Raw genomic sequence first — 13,273 nt, forward strand, 5'->3', positions numbered from 1 at the left:
GTTCAGACCCTCGCATTCTTGCGGTTGAGAGCGGCGACGTCGAGCGTCGTCGGCTGCTGGGCTTCGTGCGGATGCGACGCCCCGGCGTAGAGCTTGAGGTGGGTCAGCTGCTGGCGGGCCAGCGGTCCGCGCGGCAGCATGCGCTGCACGGCCTTCTCCAGCACCCGCTCGGGGAACCGGCCTTCGAGGATCTTGCGCGCGGTGCGCTCCTTGATGCCGCCCGGGAAGCCGGTGTGCCAGTAATAGACCTTGTCGTTGTACTTGTTGCCCGTGAGGACAACCTTGTCGGCGTTGATCACGATGACGTTGTCACCGAGATCGACGTGCGGCGTGAAGGTCGGAAGGTGCTTGCCACGCAGACGCATGGCGATCAGCGACGCGAGGCGGCCGACGACGAGCCCCTGCGCATCGATCAGCACCCACTTCTTTTCGACCTCCGCCGGCTTGGCCGAATATGTCTTCATTGCTTCGTCCTCGTGCCGGTCGAACCCACCCGGCGATCGGCTCGCGCATGCGACCGACCCCGGAAACGATGCGACGGCCCTGCGGCCGCCGTCTCCGGGGAGGTGACTACGCGAGGGCGGCCACGCTGTCAAGCGTCACGGGGCGATTGCGGGAGCGGCTCAAGACGGATATGGCGCGTGAATTCATGGGCTTAGGTGGATTGGTATCGGGATACCGGATAATTGGTATCATATTACCGCGTCCTTGGGCGGTGCCGCGCGCGTCGCGCCGGCCTGCGCCGGCCGATCCGCCGAAGGGGGCGGCTGTCTTTGTCCGTCCGGCGCCCTATCCTGTCGCAGACCCGGGGCCGTAGCGCCCCTCGCCCCTCGGAGGACCGCCCGATGTCCCTGCCCGCTCCCGCCCCTGCCTCCGCGCCGCTCGAGGCCGCCCTCGCCGACGGCATCCTGCGCCTGACCCTCGACGATCCGGCCCGCCGCAACGCGCTGTCGACGACGATGATGGCGGCGCTCCGGGCGGCCGTCGATACCGCCGGCGACGATCCGCAGGTCAAGGTGGTGGTGATCGCGGCGCGCGGGCCGGCGTTTTCGGCGGGCCACGACCTCAAGGAGCTGACCGCCCGGCGGGCCGACGCCGACGGGGGACGTGCCTTCTTCACCGCGACCTTCGAGGCCTGCGCCGGGCTGATGACGGCGATCGTGCGCTCGCCGAAGCCGGTGATCGCCGAGGTCGGCGGGGTGGCCACCGCCGCCGGCTGCCAGTTGGTCGCGGCCTGTGATCTGGCGGTGGCGAGCGAAGCCGCGACCTTCGCCACGCCGGGGGTGGCGATCGGGCTGTTCTGCTCGACGCCGATGGTGGCGCTGTCGCGCAACCTCGCACGCAAGCACGCGATGGAGATGCTGCTGACCGGCGACGCGATTTCCGCGACGGAGGCCTGGCGTATGGGGCTGGTCAACCGGGTGGTGGCGCCGGCGGCGCTTGCCCCCGAGACCGAGGCGCTGGCGCGCAAGATCGCGGCTCGCTCGGCCCTGACCCTGAAGATCGGCAAGGAGGCGTTCTACGCTCAGGCCGAGACGACGCTGGACGAGGCCTATGCCCTGACGGCGCGGGTGATGGTCGAGAACCTGCTCGCCCGCGACGCCGAGGAAGGCATCGCGGCGTTCCTGGGCAAACGCGCGCCGGTGTGGGAAGGGCGGTGAGCGGCGGATCGCTCGCCGCCCCCCGAAACGCCGAAGGCGGCCCTGCGGCCGCCTTCGTTGATGCGCGGGACGAAACGTCCGCTCAATCCGCGTCGCGCGCCCGCTTGACGTCGGGCGGCACCGCCTCTTCCGCGAGCTCGGCGAGCGCCTCGACGAAGGGCTTCACCGTATTGGCCTGGCTGCCGAGGCGGCGGACCGCGACGGTGCCCTCTTCCGCTTCGCGCTTGCCGCAGACCAGGATCACCGGGATCTTGGCGAGGGAGTGCTCGCGGACCTTGTAGTTGATCTTCTCGTTGCGGAGATCGACCTCGGCGCGGAAGCCGGCCTTGACCAGCTTCTTGTGGACGCTCGCCGCATAGGCGTCGGCGTCGGAGGTGATGGTGGCGACCACCACCTGCACCGGCGCCAGCCACAGCGGGAAATGACCGGCGAAGTTCTCGATCAGGATGCCGAGGAAACGTTCCATCGAGCCGCAAATGGCGCGATGGATCATCACCGGTTCCTTCTTCGAGCCGTCGGCGTCGACGTAGAAGGCGCCGAACCGTTCCGGCAGGTTGAAGTCGACCTGGGTGGTGCCGCACTGCCATTCGCGGCCGATGGCGTCCCGCAGGGTGTATTCGAACTTCGGCCCGTAGAAGGCGCCCTCGCCCGGGTTGATGCCGGTCTTGATGCGGCCGTTCGATTCGGCGGCGATCTTGGCCAGCACGTCGGTCATCACGCTCTCGGCGCGGTCCCACAGGGCGTCGGAGCCGACCCGCTTCTCCGGCCGGGTCGACAGCTTGACCATGATCTCGTCGAAGCCGAAGTCGGCGTAGACCGAGAGGATCAGGTCGTTGATCTTCATGCATTCCTCGGCCATCTGGGCGTCGGTGCAGAAGATGTGGGCGTCGTCCTGGGTGAAGCCGCGCACGCGCATCAGGCCGTGCATGGCGCCGGAGGCCTCGTAGCGGTGGACCATGCCGAATTCCGCAAGCCGCATCGGCAGTTCGCGGTAAGACTTGAGCCCGTGCTTGAAGATCTGGATATGGCCCGGGCAGTTCATCGGCTTGAGCGCGAAGACGCGCTTGTCGTCGGCCTCGTCACCGGCCGACTGCACCTGGAACATGCTCTCGCGGTACCAGCCCCAGTGGCCGGAAGTCTCCCACAGCACCTTGTCGAGGACCTGCGGGGCGTTGACTTCGCTGTAGTCCTCGGCGAGGCGGCGGCGCATGTAGGCGGTCAGCGACTGGAACAGCGACCAGCCCTTGGCGTGCCAGAAGACCACGCCCGGCCCCTCTTCCTGGAAATGGAACAGGTCCATCTCGCGGCCGAGCCGGCGATGGTCGCGCTTCTCGGCCTCCTCGAGCATGGTCAGATAGGCGGCGAGATCCTTGTCGTTCAGCCAGGCGGTGCCGTAGATGCGCGACAGCATGGGATTGTTGGAATCGCCGCGCCAATAGGCGCCGGCCACCTTCATCAGCTTGAAGGAGGTGCCGACCAGCCCGGTCGAGGGCAGATGGGGGCCGCGGCAGAGATCGAACCAGGTGCCCTGGTTGTAGATCTTGATGTCCTCGTTGCCGGGGATGGCGTCGATCAGCTCGACCTTGAAGGTCTCGCCGAGCGCGGCAAAACGCGCCTTGGCGGCGTCGCGGCTCATCACCGACTTGGTGAAGGGGGCATTGCGGGCGATGATCTCGCGCATCTTGGCTTCGATCACCGGCAGTTCGTCGACGGTGAAGGGCATCGCCGCCCCGGTCGCGGGATCGGCGCGATAGAAGTCGTAATAGAAGCCGTTCTCGATCGCCGGACCGATGGTCACCTGAGTGCCCGGGAACAGTTCCTGGACCGCCTCGGCCATGACATGGGCGGCGTCGTGGCGGATCAGCGTCAGCGCCTCCGCGGTGTCGTCGCGGGTGACGAAACGCAGCCGCGCGTCGCGGCCGATCGGCTCGGAGAGATCGGTCTCGACGCCGTCGAGCTCCATCGCCAGGGCCTTCTTGGCCAGGGATTTGGCGATCGACGACGCGACGTCGAGGCCGGTCACGCCGGGCTCGAACTCGCGCCGGGCACCGTCGGGAAAGGTGATCGAGATCATGGGGGCAGCAGCTCCTCGTGGGCTCACTCCCGGATACGGACCCGGGTAAGCGAGGGGGTGGATTCGCGGAGTTCTATATGGCGAAGAGGACCGGACTGTCCACTTCCCGCGCGGGTGGAGACCACGCGGATCGGTCCCGGCACGGGCTTCGCCGAGGATCGGCCGCGGCGGCCGATTGACCGGCGAACATACGGAGCATATATGGTCCGCATACGGAGCATTTGCGGGAGGCGGCCATGGGCATCGTGAAGATCGACGAGGAACTGCACGAACAGGCCCGCCGGGCGAGCACGGTGATGTGCCGCTCGATCAATGCCCAGGCCGAGTTCTGGATGAAGATCGGCATGTTGGCGGAAGCCCATCCGACCCTGTGCTTCAACGACATCGTGACGATGCAGTACGCCGAGGCCCATGGGCGTCTCGCCGCGACGGCGGTCGCCTGATGGTCAAGACCCCGGACGAAGTGGCGCTGATGCGCCGATCGGGCCAGTTGCTGGCGTCGGTCTTCGAGATGCTCGACGGGTTGACCCTCGCCGGCCTGTCGACGGCCCAGATAGACGATCTGGTCGAGCGCTTCATCACCGTCGACCTCGCCGCCCGGCCGGCGAGCAAGGGGCAATACGGCTTCGAACATGTCCTGAACTGTTCGATCAACCACGTCGTCTGCCACGGCGTGCCCGATCCCGGCGCGGTCCTGCGCGACGGCGACATCGTCAACCTCGACATCACCCTCGAAAAGAACGGCTTCATCGCGGATTCGAGCAAGACCTACGTGGTCGGCGACGTGCCGCCGGCGACGCGGCGGCTGGTGCGGGTCGCCCAGGAGGCCTTGTGGAAGGGCATCGGTCAGGTGCGGCCCGGCGCCCGCCTCGGCGACATCGGCGCCGCGATCGAGCGGCACGCGAAGCGCAACGGCTATTCGGTGGTGCGGGACTATTGCGGGCACGGCATTGGTCGCGAGATGCACGAGGAACCGCAGGTGCTGAATTTCGGACGGGCGGGGACCGGCCTCGAGCTGTGCGAGGGCATGGTCTTCACCATCGAGCCGATGGTCAACCAGGGCACCCGCAAGGTCGCGACGACCGGCGACGGATGGACGGTTGTGACCGCCGACGGCAAGCTCTCCGCCCAATTCGAGCATACGGTCGCGGTCACCGGCGACGGCGTCGAGGTCTTGACCCTGCGCCGCGACGAGATGCCGAGGCTGGAACACCGGGCCTGATCGTCGGTCCGGTCACATCCGGTCGGCGATGTGGGCGCCGGTCCAGCGACCGTAGCGCCAAGGCAGATACCAACGCGAGTCCGGCGGCAATTGCTCGGGGATCGGGTCCCAACCGGACGCGCCCCAGGGATGGCAGCGCAGGATCCGCGCCAGACCGATCCAGAACCCCGCCCACAGGCCGAAGCGGACGATCGCCGCTTCGGTATATTCCGAGCAGGTCGGGAAATAGCGGCACGAGCGGCCGATCAAGGCCGACAGCGTGTAGCGGTAGGTCCGGACCAGAATTCGCGCCACCAGGATGTGCGGCCGCCGCCAGGAATTGCGGATGCGAAGCGATTCGCATGGCTGCGTTGCAGCATTTTTGCTGCATTGCGGCATTTTGTCGGGGGAATGGTGATTGCACATGCGCGCCGCTCGGTTCAACATCGTGGGCATGTATTCGCCTTCAGAGACAGATGCCATGCCCCGTTCGCCGACGCACTCCGCCGCGGCGAGTCGGTCGGCGACCCGCGAAGTCGCACGGCTGGCCCAGGCCGCCCACTATGCCGCCCGGGCCCACAAGTTCCAACAACGCAAGGGGCTCGACGCCGAGCCCTACGTGAACCATTGCCTCGAGGTCGCCGAGTTGGTGGCCACGGCGGAGGATCCCGGCGACGTCGAAGTGGTGATCGCCGCGCTGCTCCACGACACCGTCGAAGACACCGCGATCACCGAAGCCGACCTCGAGCGCGACTTCGGGCGCCGGGTGGCCGATCTGGTGATGGCGGTGACCGACGACAAGACCCTGCCCAAGGAAGCGCGCAAGCGCCTGCAGATCGCCCACGCCCCGGGGCTCTGCCGCGACGCGCGGCTGGTCAAGATCGCCGACAAGATCTCCAACTTGCGCGCCCTGGTGCGCACCCCGCCGGCCGGCTGGACGCCGGAGCGTCTCGCCGACTACGTGGTGTGGTCGCAGGCGGTGGTCACGGCCTGCGGGCCGACCGATGCGGTGCTCGAGGCGGAATTCGCCATCGCCCATGCGGTGGCGGCGGTGACCCATCCGCCGATCGAGGCGCCGCTGATCCGCGCGGCCGGCTGACAGCGCCGCGATCGGCTCACGCCGAGCGGTCGCGCCGTCCCGCCTCGATGGTGTCGATGGCCTGACAGACCGCGTCGAAGGCGAGCAGCGTCGAGGCGTGGCGGGCCTTGTAGTCGCGCACCGGTTCCAGAAATTTGACCTCGGCGAATCGTCCCTCCGGCGGGGCGGCGCCGTCCTTGAGCATGGCGCGCAGGCCGTCCCGCGCGGCGCGCAGGTCTTCGATGCGTGCACCGACGACCGCCCGGCCGAGGATCGAGGCCGAGGCCTGACCGAGCGCGCAGGCCTTCACCTCCTGGGCGAATTCGGCGACGACGTCGCCCGAAAGCACCAAATCGACGGTCACGGTGGAGCCACACAGGCGCGAATGCGTCGTGGCGGAGGCCTGGGGTGTCGCGAGCCGGCCGAGATGCGGGATGTCCGCCGCCAGTTCCAGGATCTTGCGATTGTACACGTCGTCGATCATCGAACGGTCCTTCGTCGCCCACGCGCGGCCGGCCCCCCTGACGACGGCCACTTTCCGTACTATATAGATCGGGATGGTCCGCGTCGCAGCCACCGAGAGGGAGGTACCGCGTATCGGTGCCACATCCCCGGGGGGATCTCCAAGTCGGGTGATCCGAAGCCAGAACGGAACCGTAGACTTGGGCGAACTGCTCGACAATCGGGAGATCAGCCATATGGACGCCGTTGTGGACGCCCGCCGTGAAAAGGGCGCTGCGAGTTTCGCGCCCGTGCCGCGGCCCAGCCGCGAAGAGGCCGAAGCGGCCGTGCGGACCCTGTTGCGCTGGTCGGGTGACGATCCCGAGCGCGAGGGTCTGATCGACACGCCGAAGCGCGTGGTCAAGGCCTACGAGGAACTCTACCGCGGCTATCGCGAGAGCCCCGCCGACGTGCTCGACCGGGTGTTCGAGGAGGTCGAGGGCTACGGCAGCATCGTGCTGGTGCGCGACATCCCGTTCTTCTCCCATTGCGAACACCACATGGTGCCCTTCGTCGGCCGCGCCCACATCGCCTATTACCCGTCGAAGGGGGTGATCGGGCTGTCCAAGCTCGCTCGCCTGGTCGACGTCTATGCCCGCCGGCTGCAGACCCAGGAGAGCCTGACCGCGCAGATCGTCACGGCGCTGGAAGATCACCTGAAGCCGCGCGGCATCGCCGTGATGATCGAAGCCGAGCACATGTGCATGTCGATGCGCGGCGTGCAGAAGTCCGGGGTATCGACGCTGACCACCGACTTCACCGGCGTGTTCCGCGACGACGCCGCCGAACAGGCGAAGTTCATGATGATGGTCAAGGGCCTGCGCTGACGCGCGACCCCGACCGCCGCAAACGTCCGACGCCGGCCCGAGGGCCGGCGTCGTCGTTTCCGAAGGGATCGCCCGGGCACACGAGCGCGGTCGACGCCGGAGGGGACGTCCCGGCGGCGACCGTCCTCCGGATCAGGCCGGGACCGGAACCGCCAGCCCGAGCGCCGCACGCACGCCGGCCGCATAGTCGGGATGGACCTTGGCGAACAGCCCGAGCTGGCGTTCGAGGATCGCCTCCGGCACGCCGCCCATCGAGGCGGCGACGTTGGCGTAGAGCCGCGCCTTCTCACCTTCGTCGAACAGCTCGAACAGGGCCCGCGGCTGGGCGTAGTCGTCGTTGCCGAGGCGGTGGTCGTAGCGGGTCGCCACGCCCTCGATCTTCAGCGGCGGCTCGGCGACCGACGGATCCTGCTGCGGTCCGCCCATCGAATTGGGCTCGTAATAGGCGTCCGGATTGCCGGTGTCGTTCTCGAAGAACCGCATCGCGCCGTCCTTGTGGTAGGTGTGCACCGGGCATTTCGGGCGATTGACCGGCAGCGCCTCGTAATGGGTGCCGAGGCGATAGCGGTGGGCGTCGGCGTAGGAGAAGATCCGCGCCTGGAGCATCCGATCGGGCGACGGGCCGATCCCCGGCACCATGTTGGACGGCGAGAAGGCGGCCTGCTCGATCTCGGCGAAATAGTTCGACGCGTTGCGGTTCAACTCGACGATGCCGACATCCTGGAGCGGCACCAGGGCATGGGGCCAGACCTTGGTCAGGTCGAAGGGATCGAAGTCGAAGCGGCCGACGTCGGCCTCCGGTACCACCTGGATCTGCATCAACCAGCGCGGGAAACGCCCCGATTCGATGCCGCCGAACAGATCGGCCTGATAGCTCTCGCGGGTCTCGCCGACCACCGCCGCGGCTTCCGCATTGGTGTGGTGGCGGTGGCCCTGCAGGGTCTTGAAGTGGAACTTGACCCAGAAGCGTTCGCCGCCGGCGTTCCACAGCGAATAGGTGTGGGAGCCGTAGCCGTTCATGTACTGCGGCGCGACCGGCAGGCCGCGGTCGGAGAACAGGATGGTCACCTGATGCAGGCTCTCCGGCGACAGCGACCAGAAGTCCCACATGGCGGTCGGCGAGCGCAGGTTGGTGCGCGGGTGGCGCTTCTGGGTGTGGATGAAGTCGGGGAACTTCAGCGGATCGCGGACGAAGAACACCGGGGTGTTGTTGCCGACGAGATCCCAATTGCCCTCGTCGGTGTAGAACTTGATCGAGAAGCCGCGCACGTCGCGCTCGGCGTCGGCGGCCCCCGCTTCGCCGGCGACGGTGGAGAAACGGATCAGCAGATCGGTGGTCTTGCCGATCTTCTCGAACACCCGGGCGCGCGAGAAGCGGGAGATGTCGGCGGTGACGGTGAGCTTGCCGAAGGCGCCCCAGCCCTTGGCATGGACGACGCGTTCGGGAATGCGCTCGCGGTTCTGGTGGGCGAGCTTCTCGAGAAGCTGCCAATCCTGCATCAAGACCGGGCCGCGGCGGCCGGCGGTCAGCGTGTTCTGATTGTCGGCGATCGGACTGCCGGCCGTGGTGGTCATTCTCTCGTCGGACATCGCAAGCCTCCTGGCGTCGGGTGACCGCACCGTAAGCGGGACCGCATCGATCGGTCCAATCGATTATCGCTACCATTTTAATCGTCACAGCCTATCATCGACGACCTGCTCGCCGATCTTCCGAGTCCCTTCGGGGCCACCGGCGCCCGTGGCGCACGCCCGTCGGCCTGCGCGCGCGCCCGGCCATTGACCAGCGCCCGCCGCCGCCGTATCGGGAGATCATGACCGAGACCGCCCTCTCCTTCCCGACCCTCACCGATCACGACGCCCTGGAACTCGGGACCGTGCTCGCGCCGCGCTTCGACGCCGCGGGGCTCATCACCGCGGTGGTGGTCGACGCCGCCAGCCGCGACGTGGTGATGGTCGCGCACATGAACGCCGAGGCGCTGGCGCGGACGATCGAGACCGGTATCGCCACCTATTGGAGCCGCTCGCGGGGCAAGATCTGGGTCAAGGGCGAGACCAGCGGCAATCTCCAGCGCGTCCGCTCGCTCAGGGTCGATTGCGACCAGGATGCGGTGCTGCTCGAGGTCGAGGTCGCCGGTCACGGCGCCTCGTGCCATCGCGGCTATCACTCGTGCTTCTATCGCGCCGCGCCGGTCGGCGGGCCGGTCGACGCCGCGGCGCTGCGTTTCGTCGAGGATCGCCCGGCCTTCGATGCCGGCGCAGTCTATGGCGACGGCCATGGGCACGACCACGGCCCGACCTCCGGCGACGCCTGACACGGCACCGCCGTCGTCCCATGATGGGACTCACGCGAAAGGGCGGGCCGCCCGCGCGCCCCGCCCTCCCCTTCGAACTGCAATTCGTGTCGCCGCCTCAGGCGGTGGCGATGTAGGCGCGCATGTCGGCGGCTTCGCGCTCGGCCAGTTCGATGCGCCGGGCGACCACGTCACCGATCGAGATGACGCCGATCAGGCGATCCTCGCGCACCACCGGCATGTGGCGGAAGCGGCCGGAGGTCATGCGCTGGAGCACCTGGTCGGTGGTGTCGCGCTCGGTGCAGGTCACCACCTTGGCCGACATGTAGGTCGCGGCGGGACGCTGCAGGGCGGTCGCGCCTTCGGCGGCCAGCGCCCGGACGATGTCGCGCTCGGAGACGATGCCGGCGATGCGGCCGTCGCCGTCGATCAGCACCACCGCACCGATGCGATGGGTGGCCAGAGTCTCGCAGACCTCGGCGAGCGTCTGCTTCGGCACCATGGTGATGACCTGGCGCCCCTTCTGCGAAAGAATGGCTGCAACCGTCATGTCTCTACCCCTCCCCAGGGAAACGTGGGACCCGCGTTTCGGGTCTTCCTGTGTGTGGGTCCGGCGCCGATCGAAAGACGCGGTCGGCCGTCCGCAGCCGGACCCCTGGGGTGATGATGCGGTGAGCCGCCCCCGCCCGCAAGCGGCGCAGGGCCTCCCGATCTGTGATTTCACTTAGCCGGGATCGGCCATTGGTCGGATGTCCCGCCGTCAGCGGTACTCAGTGCCGATCGAAGGCGGCAAAGCCGAGGAAGCCGACCAGGAAGCCGCCGAGATGGACGGCCCAGGCGACCTCCCCGCCGCCGAGCCCGAAAGGTGCGGTGCCGAGCACCACCAGCACGACGTTCATCGCCACCAGAGCGAAGACGAAGGCGCGGGCGCGCGGATCGGCGAGGGTCGCGCCGACCGACCGCAAGGGCGCATGGGGCGGGGCGAACAGCAGGCGCGGCACCGCGCCGAACAGGCCGGCGACCGCGCCGGAGGCGCCGATCATCGGCGTGGTGTCGCCCCAGCGCACCGCGAGGTGGAGCGCCGCGCCGGCGACCGTGGCGGCCAGCAGCAGGGCGAGCAGGCGGACGAGCCCGGTGCGGGCGATCACCATGCGGCCGAGGGCGGCGAGCATCGCCGCGTTGAAGGCGAGATGGACCCAGCCGTCGTGGAGGAGCGCGTAGGTCAGGAAGGTCCAGGCCCAGGCGCCGCGGCCGCCGGGATAGACGTATTCGGCGGCCTCACCGAGGAAGCGGTCGGGCACGAAGGCGAAATTGGCCATCACCCCGACGTCGTCGGCGGGCGAGAGGAAGCCGCGACCGACCTGGACGGCGATCAGCACCCCGACCATCACGACCAGGGCGGTCGGCAGGTCGAAGATCGGCTCGCGGCCGGGGCTGCGGCCGTCGAAGCCGCCGCGCTCGGGTCGAATGTTCATGCTGGCGTCCTCCTGTCGTCCACACATAGGCGGTCGGCTCCCGCGAAAGAAGGCCCCCCGTCTCGTTCCGGTACGGGCGGTCGCGGCACGGCTTTCGCATTCCCTAGCGAAGAATGAACGCGCCACGGCGAGTTCGGTCCCAAATCGGGACGGAACCCGCCGACGACGGGGCGCCGAGGCCGCGGGATCCCTGGGATTCTCCGGCCACGGCCTTCGGGCGCGCGGGACGCGGGCGGCACCGAGCGTGCCGAATCGGCGCAACCCGCCACGGGTGGACGAGGGACGACGCACATGAAGCACCGGTCGACACGCGAGCTCTACGACTACTGGCAGCGGCTGCGCGGGTCGCGGCCGGCGCCCGATCGCACCGAGATCGAGCCCTCCGACATCCGCCGGATCCTCGGCGACACCTTCATCCTCGAGGCGGCGTCGCGCCACGACTACCGCTTCCGCCTCGCCGGCACGCGGGTCTGCGCGCTCTACGGCCGCGAGCTCAAGGGCCGCGACTTCCTCGATCTGTGGACCGGCGAAGACCGCGAGACGATGGCCACCATGCTGGCGGCGATCACCCAGGACGCCGCCGCCGCGGTGATCGGCACCACCGGGCGGTCGGCGCACGAGCGCTCGCTGCCCTGCGAGGTGCTGCTGCTGCCGATCCGCCAGAAGGGCGGCGGATGGACGCGGATTCTCGGCAGTTTCCTGCCGATGGACGATCCCTATTGGATCGGCATCCATCCGATCATGGCCCAGTCGATCGTCAGCCTGCGGCTGATATGGCCCGACGAGCGGCCGCACTTCCTGCGGCGCGGCGACGAGATCGACGACGACATCGAAGCGGTTCCGGTCTCCCCCTACGGCGCGCGTCCCACCGACGGCGGTGCCTTCGCCGGCGGGGGCAACGGGGCGATCACCCGACGCGTCGGCCATCTCCTGGTGTTCGAAGGCGGCAAATCTTCCTGATCGACGACTTTCCCCCGCTTCCTGGTGCCTCCTGCAACGGCTGGTTAACCCGCGGTCACTAATCTCTTCGGTGGATCTTCCCCGTCGCCGAGGCGAACCATGCTGTCACTCCGAAAAACCGAGTCGCCCGCGCCCGCGAAGGCGATCGATCGACGGATGCACCAGCGGGTGAAGGTCAACCTGCTCGGACGCTGCATGTTCGAGGACCACCGCGAGTTCACCTGCCAGGTCGTCGACATGTCGCCGGGCGGCGCGGCGATCGTCGTGCCAGCGGTCGGACGGGTCGGCGAACGGGTGGTCGCCTACATCGATCACATCGGTCGCCTCGAAGGCCGCCTCGTGCGGCTGATCGACGGCGGTTTCGCGATGACCTTGGCGATGACGCCGCGCAAGCGCGACAAGCTCGCCGCGCAGCTCACTTGGCTCGCCAATCGCCACATCCTCAACATGCCCGAGGATCGCCGCCACGAGCGCTTCGTGCCGCGCAATCCTTTCAACAAGCTGGTGCTGCCCGACGGGACCGAGATGCGCTGCCGCATCCTCGACGTGTCGCCGTCCGGCGCCGCCGTCCAGGTCGACCCGAAGCCGGCGATCGGTACGCCGGTGGCGCTCGGGATGATGCGCGGCCGAGTGGTGCGTCGCTTCGACGAAGGGATCGCGATCGAGTTCACGATCGTTCATTCGGCGGAATCGTTGCAGAACTACTTCGCCTGACCCCGAGGGGCATCGCGCGACCGCGCGGTGCCGGCCTCGCCCCCGTTCACCATTCGCTAACCGATCCGACGTCCGGCGCATTCGTCGCAGGGCGTCGGATCACGCATGCCGAATCCGTCCAAGCTCCTGGTCCGACGCGCCTTTCTCGTCGAGCCTCGGGATCGGCGGGCCGTCGCGGGGCATTTGCTTCGAATGATCGGCGAAGGCGAGCGAATTCCGCAAGGGCAAGGCAAGGTGCCACCGCTAGGTCCTGTTGACGAATACGCGCGTCCATAGGCGGACAGCAGCGATGAGGACGAAGCCGAGGTAGCTGTCGGCGGTCTTGTCGTAGCGGGTGGCGAGGCGGCGGAAGTTCTTCAGCTTGTTGAAGCAGCGCTCGATCCTGTTTCGCAGGGCATAGACGTGGTCATCGACGGGGATCTGGATCTTGCGGCTTCGCCGCATCGGGATCATCGGTGTGACGCCACGAGCCTCCATCTCCTCTCGGATAT

The 13,273-nt window shown here is 68.2% G+C and carries 16 protein-coding genes; 8 read left to right on the forward strand and 8 right to left on the reverse strand.

Translation table 11 applies throughout. From position 1 onward, the window contains the following. Positions 1–2: 2 nt before the first annotated feature. Complete coding sequence (gene rplM / locus EYW49_RS20905) at positions 3–464, reverse strand: 50S ribosomal protein L13 (protein ID WP_131311574.1); 462 nt, start codon at positions 462–464, stop codon at positions 3–5. 381 nt (positions 465–845) lie between these two features. On the opposite strand from rplM, the gene EYW49_RS20910 reads away from it, so the two are divergent. Beyond that, complete coding sequence (locus EYW49_RS20910) at positions 846–1,661, forward strand: enoyl-CoA hydratase (RefSeq protein ID WP_131311575.1); 816 nt, start codon at positions 846–848, stop codon at positions 1,659–1,661. Positions 1,662–1,743: 82 nt separating this feature from the next. Here EYW49_RS20910 and thrS read toward each other — a convergent pair whose 3' ends face one another. Then, positions 1,744–3,735 carry a threonine--tRNA ligase gene (thrS, locus tag EYW49_RS20915; RefSeq protein ID WP_131311576.1) on the reverse strand — a complete coding sequence of 664 codons (1,992 nt, stop codon included), beginning with the start codon at positions 3,733–3,735 and terminating at the stop codon, positions 1,744–1,746. 236 nt (positions 3,736–3,971) lie between these two features. On the opposite strand from thrS, the gene EYW49_RS20920 reads away from it, so the two are divergent. Together EYW49_RS20920 and map are read left to right on the forward strand one after the other, a co-directional pair. Continuing rightward, positions 3,972–4,178, forward strand: coding sequence for a ParD-like family protein (locus tag EYW49_RS20920; RefSeq protein ID WP_131311577.1), 207 nt, complete (start codon positions 3,972–3,974; stop codon positions 4,176–4,178). Continuing rightward, entirely contained in the window at positions 4,178–4,957 is a 780-nt protein-coding gene (gene map, locus EYW49_RS20925; protein ID WP_131311578.1) for a type I methionyl aminopeptidase, read from the forward strand. The genes EYW49_RS20920 and map overlap by 1 nt, the downstream gene beginning before the upstream one ends. A gap of 12 nt (positions 4,958–4,969) precedes the next feature. Here map and yidD read toward each other — a convergent pair whose 3' ends face one another. After that, a complete protein-coding gene (yidD, locus tag EYW49_RS20930) occupies positions 4,970–5,392 on the reverse strand; it encodes a membrane protein insertion efficiency factor YidD (protein ID WP_407695494.1) in 423 nt (140 codons plus the stop codon). 25 nt (positions 5,393–5,417) lie between these two features. On the opposite strand from yidD, the gene EYW49_RS20935 reads away from it, so the two are divergent. Then, complete coding sequence (locus EYW49_RS20935; protein WP_131311579.1) at positions 5,418–6,035, forward strand: HD domain-containing protein; 618 nt, start codon at positions 5,418–5,420, stop codon at positions 6,033–6,035. A gap of 16 nt (positions 6,036–6,051) precedes the next feature. On the opposite strand, the gene EYW49_RS20940 is transcribed toward EYW49_RS20935, so the two are convergent. Continuing rightward, positions 6,052–6,498, reverse strand: coding sequence for an iron-sulfur cluster assembly scaffold protein (locus EYW49_RS20940; protein WP_131311580.1), 447 nt, complete (start codon positions 6,496–6,498; stop codon positions 6,052–6,054). A gap of 214 nt (positions 6,499–6,712) precedes the next feature. On the opposite strand from EYW49_RS20940, the gene folE reads away from it, so the two are divergent. Continuing rightward, positions 6,713–7,342, forward strand: a complete 630-nt coding sequence (gene folE / locus EYW49_RS20945) for a GTP cyclohydrolase I FolE (RefSeq protein WP_131311581.1) — start codon at positions 6,713–6,715, stop codon at positions 7,340–7,342. A gap of 132 nt (positions 7,343–7,474) precedes the next feature. On the opposite strand, the gene EYW49_RS20950 is transcribed toward folE, so the two are convergent. Then, the gene (locus EYW49_RS20950; protein WP_131311582.1) at positions 7,475–8,932 is read right to left on the reverse strand and encodes a catalase; all 1,458 of its coding nucleotides are present in this window, start codon (positions 8,930–8,932) and stop codon (positions 7,475–7,477) included. Positions 8,933–9,153: 221 nt separating this feature from the next. Here EYW49_RS20950 and hisI point away from each other — a divergent pair, with 221 nt between their 5' ends. Beyond that, positions 9,154–9,654, forward strand: a complete 501-nt coding sequence (gene hisI / locus EYW49_RS20955) for a phosphoribosyl-AMP cyclohydrolase (RefSeq protein WP_131311583.1) — start codon at positions 9,154–9,156, stop codon at positions 9,652–9,654. Between the two features lie 97 nt (positions 9,655–9,751). On the opposite strand, the gene EYW49_RS20960 is transcribed toward hisI, so the two are convergent. Together EYW49_RS20960 and EYW49_RS20965 are read right to left on the reverse strand one after the other, a co-directional pair. Further along, a complete protein-coding gene (locus tag EYW49_RS20960) occupies positions 9,752–10,183 on the reverse strand; it encodes a CBS domain-containing protein (RefSeq protein ID WP_131311584.1) in 432 nt (143 codons plus the stop codon). A 220-nt stretch (positions 10,184–10,403) separates the two neighbouring features. Next, positions 10,404–11,108: a rhomboid family intramembrane serine protease gene (locus tag EYW49_RS20965; protein WP_165498357.1), complete on the reverse strand. Its 705-nt coding sequence runs from the start codon at positions 11,106–11,108 to the stop codon at positions 10,404–10,406. A gap of 291 nt (positions 11,109–11,399) precedes the next feature. Between EYW49_RS20965 and EYW49_RS20970 the strand changes: the two genes are divergently transcribed. Then, positions 11,400–12,068, forward strand: a complete 669-nt coding sequence (locus tag EYW49_RS20970; protein ID WP_131311586.1) for a PAS domain-containing protein — start codon at positions 11,400–11,402, stop codon at positions 12,066–12,068. 99 nt (positions 12,069–12,167) lie between these two features. Beyond that, on the forward strand, positions 12,168–12,782 hold the full coding sequence (locus EYW49_RS20975; RefSeq protein WP_131311587.1) for a PilZ domain-containing protein: 615 nt from the start codon (positions 12,168–12,170) through the stop codon (positions 12,780–12,782). A gap of 243 nt (positions 12,783–13,025) precedes the next feature. Here EYW49_RS20975 and EYW49_RS20980 read toward each other — a convergent pair. Beyond that, a partial coding sequence (locus EYW49_RS20980; RefSeq protein ID WP_206365391.1) for a transposase occupies positions 13,026–13,273 on the reverse strand: 248 nt, incomplete at its 5' end.

The organism is Siculibacillus lacustris (assembly GCF_004328075.1).
Taxonomy (GTDB): domain Bacteria; phylum Pseudomonadota; class Alphaproteobacteria; order Rhizobiales; family Ancalomicrobiaceae; genus Siculibacillus; species Siculibacillus lacustris.